Here is a 17,429-nt window from a genome sequence, read left to right as displayed (position 1 = left end):
CGGACCGCCGTGCCCACTCCGTGCCGACGCCCACGGCCCGCCCCTGCCGGGCGGCGCCGAGTCGGACTCGGGGATACTTGGCCAGCCGGACCGGGTGGGAACACCGCAGGTCGGCACCAAGCAGCACAGCGAGCAGCACAAGAAGGGCACCACGTCGTGGCAAGGGTTCGGACAGGGGTACGTGCGATGGGCGCCGTGCTTGCGGCGGTGCTCGGGGCCTCCCTCGTGGGATGCAGCAGCACCGGTGGCAAGCGGGCGGAGGAGCGCGCGGCCCGGGCCGCCGCCGAGGGCCGGTCCGCGGTGAACACACCCCGCTGGACCTTCGCCATGGTCACGCACTCGGGCGACGGCGACACCTTCTGGGACATCGTCCAGAACGGTGCGAAGCAGGCGGCCGTCAAGGACAACATCAAGTTCCTGTACTCGCACAACGACGAGGCGCAGCAGCAGGCCCAGCTCGTCCAGGCCGCCATCGACCAGAAGGTCGACGGGCTGATCGTCACGCTCGCCAAGCCCGACGCGTTGAAGGACGTCGTCGCCAAGGCGACCCGGGCCGGGATCCCGGTGATCACTGTGAACTCGGGCTCCGCGGAGTCCAAGGCGTTCGGCGCGCTCACTCACATCGGCCAGGACGAGTCCGTCGCGGGCGAAGCCGTCGGCGACGAGCTCAACGCGCGCGGCCGCAAGAAGGCCCTGTGCATTCTGCACGAGCAGGGCAACATCGGGCACGAGCAGCGCTGCGCCGGGGCGAAGAAGACCTTCGACGGGCAGATGCAGAACCTGTACGTCGAGGGCACCAACATGCCCGACGTCCAGGCGTCCATCGAGGCGAAGCTCCAGGCGGACAAGAGCATCGACGCGGTCGTCACCCTCGGCGCGCCGTTCGCCGACGCCGCTGTGAAGGCGAAGCGGACCGCGGGCTCCAAGGCCGAGATCGACACCTTCGACCTGAACGCCAAGGTCGCCACCGCACTCCAGGACAAAACCCTGGGCTTCGCCGTGGACCAGCAGCCGTACCTCCAGGGGTACGAGGCCGTCGACCTGCTCTGGCTCTACCGCTACAACCGCAATGTGCTCGGCGGCGGCCGCCCCGTCCTCACCGGCCCGCAGATCATCACCTCGAAGGACGCCGCCCAACTGGCGGAGTACACGAAGCGGGGGACCCGATGACCACGACGGAGCAACCACCCGCCCCGTCCGGGGCCGACGAGCGGCTGCTGCGCACCTCACCGCTGCGCAGGCTCCTGGGCCGCCCCGAACTCGGATCGGTCGTCGGCGCCGCGGCCGTCTTTCTCTTCTTCTCGATCGTCGCCGACAGCTTCCTGCGCGCGTCCAGCTTCGGCACGGTGCTGTACGCGGCGTCCACCATCGGGATCATGGCGGCGCCGGTTGCCCTGTTGATGATCGGCGGCGAGTTCGACCTCTCCGCCGGTGTGCTGGTCACCAGCTCCGCGCTGGTCTCGTCGATGTTCAGCTACCAGATGACGGCCAACGTCTGGGTCGGCGTCTTCGTGTCGCTGCTGGTGACCCTGGCCATCGGCGCGTTCAACGGGCTCATGCTGACCCGTACCAAACTTCCGAGCTTCATCATCACGCTCGGCACGTTCCTGATGCTGACCGGTCTCAACCTCGGCTTCACCAAGCTGATCAGCGGCACCGTGTCGACGAAGTCCATCGGCGACATGGAGGGCTTCGACTCGGCCCGCAAGGTCTTCGCCTCGGAGTGGACCGTCGGCGGGGTCGAGTTCAAGGTGACCATCCTGTGGTGGGCGGTGCTCGTGGCGATCGCCACCGGGATCCTGCTCCGTACCCGCTTCGGGAACTGGATCTTCGCGGTCGGCGGCGAGGCCGACGCGGCCCGCGCGGTCGGCGTCCCGGTGATCCGTACCAAGGTCGGGCTGTACCTCGGGGTCGCCTTCGCCGCCTGGGTCTCCGGGCAGCATCTGCTGTTCTCGTACGACGTGGTGCAGTCCGGTGAGGGCGTCGGCAACGAGCTGACGTACATCATCGCGGCCGTCATCGGCGGCTGTCTGATCACCGGAGGTTACGGCTCCGCCATCGGCTCGGCGGTCGGCGCGTTCATCTTCGGCATGACCAGCAAGGGCATCGTGTACGCGGAGTGGAACCCGGACTGGTTCAAGTTCTTCCTCGGAGCCATGCTGCTCCTGGCCACCCTGCTCAACGCATGGGTACGCAAGCGCGCGGAGGCGACGAAATGACGACCCCGGCCCCCCGGGCGCTGATCGAGCTGGACCACGTCAGCAAGTTCTACGGCAACATCAAGGCGCTCCAGGACGTCTCGCTGGTGGTCCACGCGGGCGAGATCTCCTGCGTACTGGGCGACAACGGCGCGGGCAAGTCCACCCTCATCAAGATCATCGCGGGCCTGCACCGGCACGACGCAGGCACGTTCCTCATCGACGGTGAGGAGACCACGCTCGCCAATCCGCGCGACGCCCTCGACCGGGGCATCGCCACCGTCTACCAGGACCTGGCCGTCGTCCCGCTGATGCCCGTCTGGCGGAACTTCTTCCTCGGCTCCGAGCCGACGACGGGTGTCGGCCCGTTCAAGACGCTCGACGTCCGGAAGATGCGCGAGACCACCCGCTCCGAACTGCTGCGCATGGGCATCGACCTGCGCGACGTCGACCAGCCGATCGGCACCCTGTCCGGCGGCGAGCGCCAGTGCGTCGCCATCGCGCGCGCCGTCTACTTCGGTGCCAAGGTGCTCGTCCTGGACGAGCCCACCGCGGCACTCGGCGTCAAGCAGTCCGGGGTCGTGCTCAAGTACGTCGCGGCCGCCCGGGACGCCGGACTCGGCGTGGTTCTCATCACGCACAACCCGCACCACGCGTATCTGGTCGGAGACCGGTTCGTGCTGCTCAAGAGGGGTGCCATGTCCGGCAGCCACGCCAAGGACGGCATCACGCTGGACGAGCTGACCCGCCAGATGGCGGGCGGCAGCGAGCTCGAGGAGCTCAGCCACGAGCTCCAGCGGGCCACGTCACCGGGGCGCCCGGACACCGACGACACGCCTTAGAGCCTGGGGCGCCAACGGGGCGCCGCGGGTCCCGTCCGCCCGCCCCGGCGCCCCGGCAGTGGCAGAATCGAGCCCGACGGGCGCCGTCCGTCGCCGGGAGCATCACCACCCGGCCCCCCCCAGACCCCGCAGGGACGATGAGCACGTACCGCGACTTCACACACCGCGGCTCCGCCCGCGCCACCGTCCTGCGGACCGTCGGCACCCGTGAGCGGCGCTCGCACCTCACCGCGCCCCGGGTGCCCACCGTCGGCATCGACATCGGGGGTACGAAGGTGATGGCGGGCGTCGTCGACGCCGACGGCAACATCCTGGAGCAGCTGCGCACCGAGACGCCCGACAAGTCCAAGAGCCCCAAGGTCGTCGAGGACACCATCGTCGAGCTGGTCCTCGATCTCTCCGACCGGCACGACGTGCACGCCGTCGGCATCGGCGCGGCGGGCTGGGTCGACGCGGACCGCTCCAAGGTGCTCTTCGCCCCGCACCTCGCCTGGCGCGACGAACCCCTCAGGGACGCCCTGGCCTCGCGCCTCGTCGTCCCCGTCATGGTCGACAACGACGCGAACACCGCCGCCTGGGCGGAGTGGCGTTTCGGCGCCGGGCGCGGCGAGGACCATCTGGTCATGATCACGCTCGGCACCGGCATCGGCGGCGCGATCCTGGAGGACGGTCAGGTCAAGCGCGGCAAGTACGGCGTCGCCGGTGAGTTCGGCCACATGCAGGTGGTGCCCGGCGGGCACCGCTGTCCCTGTGGGAACCGTGGCTGCTGGGAGCAGTACAGCTCCGGCAACGCCCTGGTCCGCGAGGCCCGGGAGCTGGCCGCCGCGGACTCCCCGGTCGCCCACGGCATCATCGAGCGCGTCAAGGGGAACATCCCTGAGATCACCGGGCCGCTCATCACCGAACTGGCCCGGGAGGGCGATGCGATGTGCATCGAGCTCCTCCAGGACATCGGCCAGTGGCTCGGCGTCGGCATCGCCAATCTGGCCGCCGCGCTCGACCCCTCCTGCTTCGTCATCGGCGGCGGTGTGAGCGCCGCGGACGATCTGCTGATCGGCCCCGCCAGGGACGCCTTCAAACGCCACCTCACCGGCCGCGGCTACCGGCCCGAGGCCCGGATCGCCAAGGCGCAGCTCGGCCCGGAGGCAGGTATGGTCGGCGCCGCCGACCTGGCCCGGCTGGTCGCGCGGAGGTTCCGCCGCACCAACCGCCGTCGCGTCGAGCGGTACGAGCGGTATGCGCAGATCTACGACCAGGCCGCGAACACCATCCGCTCCACGCGCAACACCCGCACCTCCTAGGGATTCCCAGAACATGACCACAGCCGAGCACCCCGTTGTGCCGCGCCAGTCCTCGCCGCCCGGCGAGGACGGCGGCAGGCCCCCGCAGGACCGGCGCCGGACGATCCGCCGGCGCCTGATCACGGCGACCATCATCGTGCTGCTGATCGGCGTCCCGGCCGGCTATCTGCTGATCTCCGCAGGGCAGAGCCGCCGCTCCGGTCAGGACAAGGAGGCCGAGGCCGCCGCGCAGGGGATGCGCGAGGGCTGGCCGTCCCGGATGCAGCGCAGGATCTTCGAACTGCCGATCCCCGGCAACGCCCTGGACGTCCAGTACTACGAGACCAACAACTGGAAGGCCAGCCGGATGTACGTGCAGTTCCGCACGTCGTCCGCCGGGCTCGACCGGTTCCTGAGCCGTCTCGGCAGCGGTCGCGCCGCCCTGCAGGAGGGCGAGGTCACCATCGGGGCCCGCGACACCAAGATCGCCGGCTGGTACTTCGGCCCCGGCGCCGACTGGGCGGGCACCACGCACACCAACAAGGACCCGCGTCCCACCCAGAACATCAGTGTCGACATGACCGATCCGGCAGCCCCTGTCGTATATGTCGTATCTGCGGCCACCCCCTGACCGGAGGCTGACAGGGCGCTCACTAACCTGGAGCGAGTGAGCGATGTAAGTGAGACGAAGACCCCGCAGTCCGCGCAGTCCTTCCCGGGGCCGCAGTCCGCACCACCGGCGCAGCCGTTCCAGGGGCCGCAGACGGTGGAGCCGTTCCCGGGCCTGCAGCCCGTGGATCCGTACGCCGCCGCGCAAGGCACGCAGCCCGGGCTGCACCTCCAGCCGGTGGATCCGTTCCACGGACCGCAGACCACATCGGCGCCGCCGTCGCACGCGCAGCCCGAGCACGCCCCGTTCCAGGCCGCACACCTGGAGCCGGTGCCGCCGGGCCGGCAGGCGCCACCCGTGCAGCCCGCGCCACCGACGCAGCCCGCCCCGCCCCGGCAGGCCTCCCACACGCAGCCGGTGCACACCCTGCAGTACCGGTTCGACGGGCCGCAGGACGCCCCCGTCCTCGTCATCGGCCCCTCGCTCGGCACCACCTGGCACATGTGGGACCGGCAGATACCGGAGCTCTCCCAGCACTGGCGGATCTTCCGCTTCGACCTGCCGGGCCACGGTGGCGCCCCCGCCCACCCGGCCACCTCCGTCGTTGAACTCTCCGACCGGCTGCTGGCCACCCTCGACGGTCTCGGCGTCCAGCGCTTCGCGTACGCCGGCTGCTCCATCGGCGGCGCGATCGGCGCCGACCTCGCGCTGCGCCATCCGCACCGGGTCGCCTCGCTGGCCCTGGTGGCCGCCTCACCCCGGTTCGGCAGCGCCGACGAGTTCCGGCAGCGCGGGGTGGTCGTCCGCACCAACGGCCTGGAGCCCATGGCGCGCAGCGCGCCGGAACGCTGGTTCACCCCCGGCTTCGCCGCCGCCCAGGCCGCGATCGTCGAGTGGGCCGTCCAGATGGTCCGCACCACCGACCCCGGCTGCTACATCGCCGCCTGCGAAGCGCTCGCCGCCTTCGACATCCGTACCGAGCTCAGCCGCATCGGCGTCCCGACCCTCGTGCTGGTCGGCGCCGAGGACCGGGTCACCGGGCCCGCCGAGGCCCGAACCCTGGTCGCGGGCATCCCGGACGCCCGGCTCGCCCTCGTACCCGGGGCCTCGCACCTCGCCCCGGTCGAGCAGCCCGCCGCCGTCACCGACCTGCTCGTCACCCACTTCTCGACGAGCTGGCAGGACACCCTCGCCGCCATCCCCGTCCCGGGCACCGGTCCCGCGCTCTCCGCCCCCGTGCTGCCCATCGCGGAGATCGCCCCCGCGACGGATCAGCCGGAGGCCGCGACCAGCGGCCGCGCCGACCCGTACGAACCGGGCATGAAGGTACGCCGCGAAGTGCTCGGCGACGCCCATGTCGATCGGGTCATGGCCGCCTCCGACGAGTTCACCGGCGAGTTCCAGGAGCTCGTCACGCGCTACGCCTGGGGGGAGACCTGGACCCGCGAGGGCCTGGACCGCCGCACCCGCAGCTGCATCACGCTCACCGCGCTGGTCACCTCCGGTCATCTGGAGAGCCTGGCCGCGCATATCAGGGCCGCCCTGCGCAACGGGCTGACGCCCACGGAGATCAAGGAGGTGCTGCTGCAGACCGCCGTCTACTGCGGCATACCGGCCGCGGGTGCCGCGTTCACGATCGCCCAGTCCGTGATTCAGGAAGAAACGACGCCCCGCCCGTAGCAGGATGGGGCCCATGAACGCTGTGAACCCCGTGCACCTGACCCTGACCAAGAAGACGCACTCCTGCATCCGTCTGGAGAAGGACGGGCGGACGCTCGTCATCGACCCCGGCGGCCTCTCGGAGGAGGACGCAGCCGTCGGCGCCGACGCGGTGCTGGTGACGCACGAGCACTTCGACCACTTCGACGAGGGACGGCTGCGCGCCGGTATGGAGGCCAACCCGGCCGCCGAGATCTGGACCCTGCGCAGCGTCGCCGACCAGCTTTCCGCGGCCTTCCCCGGCCGTGTCCACACCGTCGGACACGGGGACACCTTCTCCGCGGCCGGGTTCGACGTACAGGTGCACGGCGAGCTGCACGCGGTGATCCACCCCGACATCCCGCGGATCACCAACATCGGCTTCCTGGTGGACGGTTCGCTCTTCCACCCGGGCGACGCGCTCACCGTCCCCGACCACCCCGTCGACACCCTGATGCTCCCGGTGATGGCTCCCTGGAACAAGATCTCCGAGGTCATCGACTACGTACGCGAGGTCAAGCCGCGGCGCGCCATCGACATCCACGACGCGCTGCTCGCCGATCTGGCCCGCCCGGTCTACGACCGGCAGATCGGCAGCCTCGGCGGCGCCGAGCACGGCCGGCTGACCCCGGGTGATTCGACCGGCCTGTGACCGGCGCCGGTCCGGCGACTGTCAGCGGGAGCCGCTAGGTTTACGTACATGCGCATCGCCACGTGGAACGTCAATTCGATCACCGCCCGCCTCCCCCGGCTGCTGGCCTGGCTGGAGAGCACCGGCACGGATGTGCTGTGCATCCAGGAGACCAAGTGCGCGGCCGAGCAGTTCCCGGCGGACGAGCTGCGCGAGCTCGGCTACGAGTCTGCGGTCAACGCCACGGGCCGGTGGAACGGGGTCGCGCTGGTCTCCCGGGCGGGCCTGGCCGATGTCGTCACGGGGCTGCCCGGCGGCCCCGATTACGAGGGCGTGCAGGAACCCCGGGCGATCTCGGCGACCTGTGGCCCGGTCCGTCTCTGGTCGGTGTACGTGCCGAACGGCCGTGAGATCGCCCACGAGCACTACGCGTACAAGCTGCGCTGGTTCGAGGCCCTGCAGAAGGCGGTCGGCCCCGACGCCGCGGGTTCCCAGCCGTTCGCGGTCCTCGGCGACTTCAACGTGGCGCCGACCGACGAGGACGTCTGGGACCCCGCCCTGTTCGAGGGCGCCACGCATGTCACCCCCGCCGAGCGTGCCGCCCTCGCCACCCTCCGCGAGGAGGGCCTCTCGGACGTGATGCCGCGCCCGCTCAAGTACGACCGCCCGTACACCTTCTGGGACTACCGCGAGCTGCGCTTCCCGAAGAACAAGGGCATGCGGATCGACCTGGTCTACGGCAACGCCCCCTTCACGGCGGCGGTCAAGGACAGCTATGTGGACCGTGAGGAGCGCAAGGGCAAGGGCGCGTCCGACCATGCGCCGGTGGTCGTCGATCTGGATCTGTGACCGCCGGCCGGTGACGTCCCGCTGCTCCTGGCGCACAATGGCGCCTTGATCAGGTCCGGACCTACGACGCCTCCAGCTGCGGCGCGTGGGCCCGGACCGCGTCGAGCACCTGCCGCTTGGACGGGTTGACCATCGCGTGCCCGGCCACGGACACCGTCGGAACGGTTTCGTTCCCGTCGGCGACCGAGCGGACGAACGCCGCCGCCTCGGGATCCCGCCAGATGTTCACCTCGGTGTAGGTGAGGCGGCTGAAGCGGAGCCGCAGGCGGAGCTTCATGCAGTACGGGCAGCCGGGCCGCCAGTAGACGACCATGCCGTCGCGGTCTTCGGTCATGCGCTTCCCCCTGTTCGCCCACGTGCGAGGGCGAGCATCTCAGATGCGGCCCGGACCGATTGTCAGTGGCCGCCGATACGGTGATTCCTGTCATTGTCCCGCTTGCTGGCTGCTTGCGAAGACTCGGACCGCCCCGCCCGTTCAGCGCCGGGCGGGGCGTCATATACGGACGACGCTGCGGTGGCGCCGATCGCCAGGAGCATCAGCAGCGCACTCACCCACAGCGGCGACCGGAAGCCGAGCCCCGCATCGATCGTGATGCCGCCGAGCCAAGGCCCCAGCGCGCCGCCCACGTTGAAGGCGGCCGTGGAGAACGAGCCGGCCAGCGTCGGCGCGCCGGACGCCGACTGGAGCACCCGCGAGATCAGCGCTGTTCCGGTGCCGAACGCGAGCATGCCCTGGACCAGGACGAGCGCGACGACCGCGACCGGGTTCCCCGCGGTCAGTGCCAGCCCGGCCCAACCGGCGGTGAGCGCCACCAGCCCGGCGGTGGTGACGGCGACCGGCCGCGCATCGACGATCCGGCCCGCGACGGTGACACCCAGGAACGAGCCGACCCCGAACAGCGCGAGCACGGCAGGCACCCACCCGGCGCCGACCCCCGTGACCCGGGTGACCAGCGGCTCCAGATAGGAGAACGCGCAGAAGGTCGCGCCCTGCACGAGCGCGCTCGTCAGCAGGGTGAGGACGAGCCGCGGCTCGGTCAGGGACCGCAGTTCGGCACGCCCGCCCACCGCGTGGGACGCGGCCCGTTCGCCGGGGATCGTCCTGGCGATCACCGCAAGAGCCGGTACGGAGACGAGGGCCACGGCCCAGAACGCAGCGCGCCACCCCCAGTGCCCGCCCAGAACCGCACCGGCGGGCACCCCCGCGACACAGGCGACGGTGACACCGCCGATTACCACCGACGTGGCGCGTGCCCGGGCGCCGGGTCCGGCCACGGAGACCGCGGTCACCAGCGCCACGGCCCAGAAACCCGCGTTGGCCAGCGCTCCGACGATCCGTGTCGCCAGCAGCAGGCCGTAGCCGGGTGTGACCGCGCCCATGACATGGACGGCGGTGAAGACGGAGAGGAAGAACAGCAGCGCGCGACGCGGGGGCCAGTTCCGGCTGAGGAGCGCCATCGCGGGTGCGCCGACGACCATCCCGACCGCGAACGCCGACGTCAGCAGGCCGGCGGCCGGGATGGATACGTGCAGGTCGTCGGCGATGTCCGAGACCAGACCGGACAACATGAACTCGGAGGTGCCCTGGGCGAAGACGGCGAGCCCGAGCGCGTAGACAGCAAATGGCATGAAGAAACCCCATGGGCAGACTGATGGACGGACCAGGCAGGGGGTGTGGGCCGCGCCCGCCCGACGGGTCGAGCGGCAACGCGGAAGAGCGTCAGGCCTGTTCATGGACGTGACGCGACAACGCGGCGGGCAGCGTCGTGGCCGGGAATCAGCGCGCGAACGCATACGGGGAAGCGCAGCCCACACTGCGGTGGTCCTGCGGTGGCAGCCGGGCAGAAGCGATCCTCCGGCCTGATCGGCCGTGCGGGATCGACTCGACAGCGGGTCAGCCACCGGCGGGACCGGTGGCTAGTCTCTGTTCGCCTCGGGGCTGGACATGATCGCGAACGTACCAGTCGGGATCACTCCGCCTCCACCCCTTTCAAAGAGAATGGCCTGCACACGTACCTGGGTGGGCTGCGCGGTCATGGCGGACGAGCTCGTCGGTGCGCAGGTGCTGATGACTCGTCCGACGGGCCTGACGCTGCGGGAGTCGACTCGCCTCGACCTGCCGGCCAGTCCGGCTCCGTCCACGGTGCTGGACATCGTGTTCGGCACTCTCTGGTACCGCGTCCTGGCCACCCGCCGGCCGGTCGACAGCGAACTCGCCGACGAGCTGCTGGCCGTCCTTGCGCCGGACCCGGGCCGCGGCCCGCCGTCCGGCGGCCGGGTTGGGCGGGTGTGACGGCCTGCCCGGCGGTTGCGGGCGGCGCGCGCGGCGGCGCACGGGTGGGCGGGCGCACCTGGTTCAGCACTCGAACGACAGGCCGCGCGCCCTGTGGTGCGTAACCGGGCTGGGATGCGACCCTGAGTGGCATGAACATCCCCTTCTTGGACAACTGGCGTAAGCGTCACGACGGTAGGCGCGGGGCGGGCCTCGCGGCCGCCGTCGAGGCCGACCCGGACGGCGTGGCCGAGCTGCTCGCGGAGTGTGAGCTGCTGCGTGTCCGAGCGGGGCAGCGAGGGCTCGAACTCGACGACACTCCGGCCTCGTTGACGGCGCTCGACCAACTGCCGCCCCGCTGGCGGGACGACCCCGAGGAGTTGCCCTGGCTGGGTAACGACGCCGGTCTGTACCTCGGCACGGTCCTGGTGCGGAACGTCCCCGGTGCCGTCTGGCGCATCTGGCCCAGTGGGCAGCCGGTGGTGCGGCTCGCCTCCGGGCGGGAGATCGATGTCGTCGAGGCAGGGCTCGACTGGGCGATGGCCGGCAGCCCTGAGCTCTCGCAGGTGTACGCGGAGTCAGCCGAAGGGTAGGCGAAACGCCAAAACCTAATAAAACGCCTTATACCCCATTTGTGCGTGTCGGGTACGAAGTCCCTTGCCGGGATGGATAGTTTGCGCTGACCTCGACACAGCGATAAGTGGGTAGGGCAGCGTATGGCCGTCGATCCGTTGATCGAGCTGCGGGACGTCAATAAGTACTACGGAAAGTTGCACGTACTGCAGGACATCAATCTCACCGTCGGCCGCGGGGAGGTGGTGGTGGTCATCGGCCCCTCCGGCTCCGGCAAATCGACGCTCTGCCGGACCATCAACAGGCTCGAGACGATCGAGTCGGGCTACATCGCCATCGACGGCAGGCCCCTCCCGGAGGAGGGCAAGGGACTCGCGGAGCTGCGGGCCGAAGTCGGGATGGTCTTCCAGTCCTTCAATCTCTTCGCGCACAAGACCGTGCTGGCCAATGTCTCGCTCGCCCAGCTCAAGGTCCGCAAGCGCAAGAAGGACCAGTGCGACCTGCGGTCCCGGGAGCTGCTGGAGCGGGTCGGGCTCGCCTCCCAGGCGGACAAGTACCCCGCCCAGCTCTCCGGCGGTCAGCAGCAGCGGGTGGCCATCGCCCGCGCCCTCGCCATGGACCCCAAGGCCCTCCTCTTCGACGAGCCGACCTCGGCGCTCGACCCGGAAATGATCAACGAGGTGCTGGAGGTCATGCAGCAGCTGGCCCGGGACGGCATGACCATGGTCGTCGTCACCCACGAGATGGGGTTCGCCCGGTCCGCCGCCAACCGCGTGGTCTTCATGGCCGACGGCCGCATCGTCGAGGACCGCACCCCGGAGGCGTTCTTCACCGCCCCTGAGACCGACCGGGCCAAGGACTTCCTGTCCAAGATCCTCAAGCACTGACGGGAGGCCCCCTGTTGCGTACGAGAAGACTTCTGGCCGCCTGCGCGGGCCTTCTGCTGGCCGTCCTCGCCGCCGGCTGCGGGAAGGAGGGCAGCCCTCCGGTGAAGGGGCCCAAGCCCGGCCAGCTGCCGGTCTACAAGGTCGACACAGCGTTCCGGCTGCCCGAATCGAAGACCTGGACGAAGGCCAAGAAGCGCGGATACCTCCGGGTCGGGGCCAAGGAGGACCAGCCCTATCTGGGCGAGAAGGACCCGGCCACGGGCATCTACTCCGGATTCGACATCGAGATCGCCCGGATGATGTCGGCCTCGCTCGGCTTCGACCCGAAGACGATCCACTTCAAGACGATCGCCTCCGCCAACCGCGAGACCGCGCTGCAGAACGGGCAGATCGACTACTACGTCGGCACCTACACCATCAACGACATGCGCAAGAAGCTCGTCGGGTTCGCCGGGCCGTATTTCATGGCAGGTCAGTCCCTGCTCGTGCGCACGGACGAGCACGACATCAACGGCCCGCAGGACCTGGCCGGCAGGACCGTCTGTTCGGCCGCGGGCTCGACCCCGTACCAGCGCATCGCGGCCGACTACCCGAAGGCGATCCTGGTCGCGTACGACACGTACTCGATCTGCGTCGACAACCTGCTGACGTACCAGGTCGACGCCGTCACCACCGACGACGCCATCCTGCTGGGCTTCGCGGCCAAGGCGCCCAAGGAGCTGAAGGTGGTCGGCAAGCCGTTCTCCGAGGAGCCTTACGGCATCGGCGTCCAGCGCAGCGACAACGCGCTCCGGTTCGCACTCAACGACGCCCTTGAGGCCAACGAGAAGAACGGCAACTGGAAGAAGGCGTTCGAGGCCACGCTCGGCCTGTCCGGGGTGCCCGCGCCGACTCCGCCGCCCATCGACCGCTACCCGGCGACCTGAGAGGACGGGCCACGTCCATGGACGTACTCACAGAGAACTTCTCGCTCTACGGCAAAGGCTTCCTCGGCACCCTCGAACTCACCGTCTACGCCTCGATCCTGGCGCTGGTCCTCGGCCTCGTCATGGCCTCGTTCCGAGTGGCGCCGGTCGGCTCGCTGCGGGTGTTCGGCACGGTCTGGGTGATGGTGCTGCGCAACACCCCGCTGACCCTGCTCTTCTTCGCCGTCCTGCTCGGTCTGCCGCGCTTCGGTCTGGTCCTGCCGTTCAAGGTCTTCGCGATCCTCGCACTCGGCTGCTACACCTCCGCGTTCATCTGCGAGGTGCTCCGCTCCGGCATCAACACCGTGCCGCAGGGGCAGGGCGAGGCGGCCCGCAGTCTCGGAATGACCTTCGGGCAGACGCTGGGCAACGTGGTGCTGCCGCAGGCGTTCCGCTCGGTGATCCCACCGGTCGGTTCGACGCTCATCGCCCTCGCCAAGAACTCGGCGATCGCGGGGGCGTTCAGCGTCACCGAACTGCTCGGCACCTACAAGACCCTCAACGAGCTGGGCTACAGCATCATCTGGACCTTCGTCTGGATCGCCGTCGGCTACCTCATCATCACGTTGTCCATCAGCGCGCTCTTCAACGTGCTGGAGAAGCGCTACGGAGTGGCCCGATGACCCAGACGGCGGCCGCCTCCGCGCTCTACGACATCCCGGGCCCGCGGACCCGTAAACGCCACTTCGTGTACGGAATCGTCTCGACGGCCGTGATCATTGCCTTGGTCGGCTGGATCATCTATCTGCTCGTCGAGACCGAGCAGTTCACCAGCGCCAAGTGGACCCCCTTCGAGTACAAGGGCATCCAGGAACTCCTGCTGCGCGGACTCGGCAACACACTCAAGGCTTTCGCCTACGCGGCGGTGCTCTCACTGGCTCTCGGGGCGGTCCTCGCCGTCGGCCGGCTCTCCGAACACCGGGCGGTGCGCTGGCTGGCCACGCTCGTCGTGGAGTTCTTCCGGGCCATGCCCGTCCTGGTGATGATCTTCTTCATCTTCGTGGCGCTGAAGGTGCAGCCGCTGCCCGCGCTGGTCGCCGGACTGACCCTCTACAACGGCTCGGTGCTCGCCGAGGTGTTCCGTACCGGCATCAACTCGGTGGATCGCGGCCAGCGCGAGGCCGCGTACGCACTGGGGATGCGCAAGACGCAGGTCATGACCTTCGTGCTGGCCCCTCAGGCGGTCCGCGCCATGCTGCCCACCATCATCAGCCAGTTGGTGGTGGCCCTGAAGGACACCTCGCTCGGCTATCTGATCACCTACGAGGAGTTCCTCCACGCGGGCAAACTCATCGCGTCCAACCTCGACTACGATCTTCCCTTCATCCCCGTGGTGATGGTGATCTCGCCGATCTACATCGGGATGTGCATGCTGCTCTCCTGGTTCGCCACCTGGGTGGCCAAGCGGGAGCGGCGCAGTCCGAAGACGGAAGCCGTGGAAGTCGCACCGGCCGAACCAGGAACGCTGCTGCCGGGAGTGAAGTAGCCCGGGACCGGCCGTACGGCGGTCCGGAGGAGCGGTACCCGCCCGGCAGCAGCCGGTGATCACTTCTCGCGCAACGGGACGGACAGGTACGAGGGGTCCGCGCCCGGCGAGGAGAAGGTCAGCTGTGCGCCGGCAGGGTTGTGCTCGATGTACAGGGGGTCGACGGTGTCGATCACCAGGGCGAGCCGATGACCGGCCGGGACGTCGTACGCGGTGGAGAACAGCTCCAGGTCGACGGCGAACGGGCGGCCCGGAGGCTGTCCGTGGAAGGTATGGGGGGCGTTGCTCACCAGCTTGCCGAGGCCGAGCGGCCCCACATCGTAGAGATACGCGACGAGGGTGCCGCTCTCCTTGTTGCTGGTGACCGCGGTGTGAAGCCTCGCGGTGCCCCGGATGTGCCGCGCGGAGCCGTACCTCTCGGACTGCCAGACGCTTGCGAAGGTGCGCGGCAGCAGCGGGATCGAGGCGACCGGCGGCAGCTTCACGAACTGGTCGAGGGCGTTCGACAGCAGGGTGATGCCGCCATTGGCGCCCGAGTCGATGTTCGCGTAGATCTTCTCCGTACCGCCGAGCGCGAGCCGCTCCTTGGCGGCGCCGACCGACTTCCAGTCCGGGTAGCCCTCGTAACCGCTGTCCGTACGGGACTTGAACTGCACCGGCTGCTCCTGGTCGATGCCGTTGCGCTCGCCCTTGAGGTAGCGGTCGAACCATCGGTGGGCGTCGGTCCAGGTGTCGTTGGGCAGACCGAGCAGCCCGGTGGCCTCGGCGGTGGCGTGGTCGCCGGGGCGGAACTCCAGGCGCTTGGGGCCGCTGAGTTTCTCGAAGAACGCGGCGTACTGGTTGGGCGGGAAGATCGTGTCGCCCCAGGCGTTGCCCATCATGACGGCGGCGCCGTTGGCGTTGATCTCGTCCAGATATGTGGCGGGGGAGCGCTTCTTCCCCCAGGCGATCATGTCCTGTTCCTTGGCCAGGTTGGAGCCGAGGAAGTCGGTGAGTGTCTCGTTGAGCTCGTCGCTCGGGCGGCCGGTGAGCAGGCCGGCGCCGCCGAGCAGCGCGGCTGCCTGGAGGTGCTGGGTGCGGCCGCTGTAGATGGAGTCGATGAGATCGGCCCAGCCGCTCAGCGCGACGACGGCCTTGATCCGCTTGTCGTGTCCGGCTGCCAGCAGGCTGATGCCCGCGCCGTACGAGACTCCGCCCATGCCGATCCGCTGCGGGTCGGCCGGCGTCCGGTCGAGCGCCCAGTCGATCACGGCGGAGACATCGGCGATGTCCGGCGGACCGGCGACCTCGATCTTCCCGCCGGAGAGCCAGAAGCCGCGCGAGGTGTAACTGACCACCACGTAGCCGGAGTCGGCGAGCTGCTGTGCCTGCGCCAGGTACTCGATCTGCGGCATCGACCAGCTGGTGGGCAGCACGATGAGCGGGTGCTTCTCGCCGGCCTTCGCACCGGCGGGCGTGAAGACATTGCCCTTGAGCGTGATTCCGCCGGAGCCGGGGATGTCGTGGAACGTCAGGCTCGGGGCGGAATCCGCCACGGGCGCGGCGGGGGTGTCGGCGACGGCCGCCGGGGCCGCGCCGAGGGCGGCTCCGGCGATCAGGACGGCGGCGGTTCCGAGGGCAGCGGTGGTGCGCAGAGCCGGGTACGGACGTCCCACGGGTCACTCCTCACGCGTGTCAGTGCAAAGTGACCCGACGGTAACCCCAGTCACTTACCGTTGGTAACTCCCCGGTGAGTTGCGTGAGGGTAACGATTGTTGGACGCAATGTCAGTAGCGGCCGAGAGCAGGGCGACGGGTCAGCTGAGTGCGCTCTTCGCCTGCCAGTCGGCCCAGGTCACATTCCACGCCCCGTAGCCGTTGCCCACCGCGACCGTCCCCTTGGCGTCCGCGCCGCTGATCTCGAACGGGTCGCCGACCTGCGCCTTCTCGAACAGCTCGGCGGCGTTCGCATTGCTCATTCCCACACAGCCGGAACTGTGGTTGGCGACCCCGAAGTACGCGGCGTTCCACGGCGCTGCATGGGCGTACATCCCCGACCAGGTCAGCCGCATCGACGAGTCGACCATCTTGTCGTACGCATCGCCCAGACCGACCGTCTCGGAGCGCATGTTGATCGTGCCCTCCTTCGCCATGAGTACGGCGGTGCCCCGCCAGGACGCCTTCTCGCCGCCCGGGGTGCCCGCCGACATCGGCACGTCCATGACTGTCTTCCCGTCCCGGTGCAGCGCCAGCCGGTGACGGTCGAGGTCGACCTTGACCACCTGGTTGCGGCCGATGGTGAAGGTCGTCCGGTAGTCGCGCACGAACCAGCCGCCGGCCGTTCCGGAGTTGATGCCGTCCAGTTCGGCGTCGAGCGTGACGCGGGTACCGGACTTCCAGTAGTCCTTGGGCCGCCAGTCGACGCGGTCCTTGCCGGAGTAGTCCTGCAGCCAGCCCCAGGAACCCTCGGTGTTGTTCGACGTGGACACCTTGAGTGCCTTCTCGACTGCGGCCTTGTCCTTCACCGGGTTGTCGAAGACGATCGACAGCGGCTGGGCGATACCGACCGTGGTGTTCTTGCCGGGGGCGAGCGTCAGCTTGTTGACCTTGTCGGCCTCGGCTGTCGAGAAGCCGGCGCGGTCCGTGCCACCCCGGGTGTCCGTCGCCTCGACGCTGTACTCGGTGCCGGGTGCGGCGACCCGGTCCGAGGTCCAGCTGCGGCCGTCGCCGGATATCCGGCCGGTGAGCGCGTCGCCCTCGGTGGCGGTCACCTTCACCGTCTTGAGCTTTCCGTCGGCCAGCGTCACCTTCACCGGCCTGCCCGCGGTGGCCCCGGAGCCCTGGAGGTTCACCGAGATCCTGGTGTCCGGAGCCTGAGAAGTCCCGGCTGCGTGACCGGATCCGGAACCGGCGTCCGATGCGGCAGCGCCGCCGGAGCAGGCGGTCAGGGCGGCGCCGAGCACCGCCGTTCCGGTTATCAGGGTGAGCCGGGCCGGGCGGGCCAAGGGCGCGGTACGGCGTATGTGCCGGCGTGCAGAGAACAACGAAAAACCTCCAGGGCTGTGCTTCTCACCGGTGGAGAGGCATTCACCCGACTTTAGGATCCTCAAATCCCCGAAAAGCCATGGATTCCGTTGTGTGACAAGGAATGGAGCGCAAC

General features: G+C 69.5%; 18 protein-coding genes. 14 read left to right on the top strand and 4 right to left on the bottom strand.

Features of this window, described 5'->3' with window-relative positions; translation table 11 throughout:
• The first annotated feature begins 186 nt into the window (after window positions 1–186).
• The 8 genes from OG972_RS08775 to OG972_RS08740 all read left to right on the top strand — a co-directional run bounded on the left by OG972_RS08775 (window position 187) and on the right by OG972_RS08740 (window position 8,108).
• Window positions 187–1,170 carry a sugar ABC transporter substrate-binding protein gene (locus tag OG972_RS08775; RefSeq protein ID WP_266979832.1) on the top strand — a complete coding sequence of 328 codons (984 nt, stop codon included), beginning with the start codon at window positions 187–189 and terminating at the stop codon, window positions 1,168–1,170.
• Window positions 1,167–2,219, top strand: a complete 1,053-nt coding sequence (locus OG972_RS08770) for an ABC transporter permease (RefSeq protein WP_266979830.1) — start codon at window positions 1,167–1,169, stop codon at window positions 2,217–2,219. The genes OG972_RS08775 and OG972_RS08770 overlap by 4 nt, the downstream gene beginning before the upstream one ends.
• Complete coding sequence (locus tag OG972_RS08765; protein ID WP_266979828.1) at window positions 2,216–3,040, top strand: ATP-binding cassette domain-containing protein; 825 nt, start codon at window positions 2,216–2,218, stop codon at window positions 3,038–3,040. The genes OG972_RS08770 and OG972_RS08765 overlap by 4 nt, the downstream gene beginning before the upstream one ends.
• A 137-nt stretch (window positions 3,041–3,177) precedes the next feature.
• Window positions 3,178–4,341 (top strand): ROK family glucokinase, encoded by a 1,164-nt coding sequence (locus OG972_RS08760; RefSeq protein WP_266979826.1) that lies wholly within the window; start codon window positions 3,178–3,180, stop codon window positions 4,339–4,341.
• A 13-nt stretch (window positions 4,342–4,354) separates the two neighbouring features.
• Window positions 4,355–4,951, top strand: a complete 597-nt coding sequence (locus OG972_RS08755; protein WP_266979824.1) for a hypothetical protein — start codon at window positions 4,355–4,357, stop codon at window positions 4,949–4,951.
• 396 nt (window positions 4,952–5,347) lie between these two features.
• Window positions 5,348–6,610 carry an alpha/beta fold hydrolase gene (locus OG972_RS08750; RefSeq protein WP_266990354.1) on the top strand — a complete coding sequence of 421 codons (1,263 nt, stop codon included), beginning with the start codon at window positions 5,348–5,350 and terminating at the stop codon, window positions 6,608–6,610.
• A 13-nt stretch (window positions 6,611–6,623) separates the two neighbouring features.
• Window positions 6,624–7,280, top strand: coding sequence for an MBL fold metallo-hydrolase (locus OG972_RS08745; protein ID WP_266979822.1), 657 nt, complete (start codon window positions 6,624–6,626; stop codon window positions 7,278–7,280).
• 48 nt (window positions 7,281–7,328) lie between these two features.
• Complete coding sequence (locus OG972_RS08740; RefSeq protein WP_266979820.1) at window positions 7,329–8,108, top strand: exodeoxyribonuclease III; 780 nt, start codon at window positions 7,329–7,331, stop codon at window positions 8,106–8,108.
• A 61-nt stretch (window positions 8,109–8,169) separates the two neighbouring features.
• Here the strand turns inward: OG972_RS08740 and OG972_RS08735 are convergent, their stop codons facing one another.
• Window positions 8,170–8,442 carry a mycoredoxin gene (locus OG972_RS08735; protein WP_266979818.1) on the bottom strand — a complete coding sequence of 91 codons (273 nt, stop codon included), beginning with the start codon at window positions 8,440–8,442 and terminating at the stop codon, window positions 8,170–8,172.
• Window positions 8,443–8,504: 62 nt separating this feature from the next.
• The gene (locus tag OG972_RS08730; protein ID WP_266979816.1) at window positions 8,505–9,737 is read right to left on the bottom strand and encodes a Cmx/CmrA family chloramphenicol efflux MFS transporter; all 1,233 of its coding nucleotides are present in this window, start codon (window positions 9,735–9,737) and stop codon (window positions 8,505–8,507) included.
• Window positions 9,738–10,107: 370 nt separating this feature from the next.
• On the opposite strand from OG972_RS08730, the gene OG972_RS08725 reads away from it, so the two are divergent.
• From OG972_RS08725 to OG972_RS08700, 6 genes are all read left to right on the top strand, one after another.
• Window positions 10,108–10,401, top strand: a complete 294-nt coding sequence (locus OG972_RS08725) for a hypothetical protein (protein ID WP_266979815.1) — start codon at window positions 10,108–10,110, stop codon at window positions 10,399–10,401.
• A 131-nt stretch (window positions 10,402–10,532) separates the two neighbouring features.
• The gene (locus tag OG972_RS08720) at window positions 10,533–10,973 is read left to right on the top strand and encodes a DUF6278 family protein (RefSeq protein ID WP_266979814.1); all 441 of its coding nucleotides are present in this window, start codon (window positions 10,533–10,535) and stop codon (window positions 10,971–10,973) included.
• Window positions 10,974–11,096: 123 nt separating this feature from the next.
• Entirely contained in the window at window positions 11,097–11,840 is a 744-nt protein-coding gene (locus OG972_RS08715) for an amino acid ABC transporter ATP-binding protein (RefSeq protein ID WP_266979813.1), read from the top strand.
• Between the two features lie 14 nt (window positions 11,841–11,854).
• Window positions 11,855–12,766: a glutamate ABC transporter substrate-binding protein gene (locus OG972_RS08710; RefSeq protein ID WP_266979812.1), complete on the top strand. Its 912-nt coding sequence runs from the start codon at window positions 11,855–11,857 to the stop codon at window positions 12,764–12,766.
• 17 nt (window positions 12,767–12,783) lie between these two features.
• Entirely contained in the window at window positions 12,784–13,428 is a 645-nt protein-coding gene (locus tag OG972_RS08705; RefSeq protein WP_266979810.1) for an amino acid ABC transporter permease, read from the top strand.
• On the top strand, window positions 13,425–14,291 hold the full coding sequence (locus tag OG972_RS08700) for an amino acid ABC transporter permease (protein WP_266979808.1): 867 nt from the start codon (window positions 13,425–13,427) through the stop codon (window positions 14,289–14,291). Before OG972_RS08705 ends, OG972_RS08700 begins: the two co-directional genes overlap by 4 nt.
• Before the next feature lie 59 nt (window positions 14,292–14,350).
• Here the strand turns inward: OG972_RS08700 and OG972_RS08695 are convergent, their stop codons facing one another.
• Window positions 14,351–15,946 (bottom strand): CocE/NonD family hydrolase, encoded by a 1,596-nt coding sequence (locus tag OG972_RS08695; RefSeq protein WP_266979806.1) that lies wholly within the window; start codon window positions 15,944–15,946, stop codon window positions 14,351–14,353.
• A 140-nt stretch (window positions 15,947–16,086) separates the two neighbouring features.
• Entirely contained in the window at window positions 16,087–17,313 is a 1,227-nt protein-coding gene (locus OG972_RS08690) for an Ig-like domain-containing protein (RefSeq protein ID WP_266979804.1), read from the bottom strand.
• Between the last annotated feature and the right edge of the window lie 116 nt (window positions 17,314–17,429).

It is taken from the genome of Streptomyces sp. NBC_01669, assembly GCF_026339735.1.
GTDB classification, from domain to species: Bacteria; Actinomycetota; Actinomycetes; order Streptomycetales; family Streptomycetaceae; genus Streptomyces; species Streptomyces yanii.
The sequence above is the reverse complement of the archived record's forward strand: the minus strand, read 5'-3'. Positions and strand labels throughout refer to the sequence as shown.

What these genes read in the sequence shown, in the direction of transcription:
- OG972_RS08735 (WP_266979818.1), bottom strand. Translation starts at nt 8,442, where the DNA reads ATGACCGAAGACCGCGACGGCATGGTCGTCTACTGGCGGCCCGGCTGC.
- OG972_RS08775 (WP_266979832.1), top strand. Translation starts at nt 187, where the DNA reads ATGGGCGCCGTGCTTGCGGCGGTGCTCGGGGCCTCCCTCGTGGGATGC.
- OG972_RS08740 (WP_266979820.1), top strand. Translation starts at nt 7,329, where the DNA reads ATGCGCATCGCCACGTGGAACGTCAATTCGATCACCGCCCGCCTCCCC.
- OG972_RS08745 (WP_266979822.1), top strand. Translation starts at nt 6,624, where the DNA reads ATGAACGCTGTGAACCCCGTGCACCTGACCCTGACCAAGAAGACGCAC.
- OG972_RS08725 (WP_266979815.1), top strand. Translation starts at nt 10,108, where the DNA reads ATGGCCTGCACACGTACCTGGGTGGGCTGCGCGGTCATGGCGGACGAG.
- OG972_RS08770 (WP_266979830.1), top strand. Translation starts at nt 1,167, where the DNA reads ATGACCACGACGGAGCAACCACCCGCCCCGTCCGGGGCCGACGAGCGG.
- OG972_RS08760 (WP_266979826.1), top strand. Translation starts at nt 3,178, where the DNA reads ATGAGCACGTACCGCGACTTCACACACCGCGGCTCCGCCCGCGCCACC.
- OG972_RS08755 (WP_266979824.1), top strand. Translation starts at nt 4,355, where the DNA reads ATGACCACAGCCGAGCACCCCGTTGTGCCGCGCCAGTCCTCGCCGCCC.
- OG972_RS08705 (WP_266979810.1), top strand. Translation starts at nt 12,784, where the DNA reads ATGGACGTACTCACAGAGAACTTCTCGCTCTACGGCAAAGGCTTCCTC.
- OG972_RS08765 (WP_266979828.1), top strand. Translation starts at nt 2,216, where the DNA reads ATGACGACCCCGGCCCCCCGGGCGCTGATCGAGCTGGACCACGTCAGC.
- OG972_RS08720 (WP_266979814.1), top strand. Translation starts at nt 10,533, where the DNA reads ATGAACATCCCCTTCTTGGACAACTGGCGTAAGCGTCACGACGGTAGG.
- OG972_RS08730 (WP_266979816.1), bottom strand. Translation starts at nt 9,737, where the DNA reads ATGCCATTTGCTGTCTACGCGCTCGGGCTCGCCGTCTTCGCCCAGGGC.
- OG972_RS08700 (WP_266979808.1), top strand. Translation starts at nt 13,425, where the DNA reads ATGACCCAGACGGCGGCCGCCTCCGCGCTCTACGACATCCCGGGCCCG.
- OG972_RS08715 (WP_266979813.1), top strand. Translation starts at nt 11,097, where the DNA reads ATGGCCGTCGATCCGTTGATCGAGCTGCGGGACGTCAATAAGTACTAC.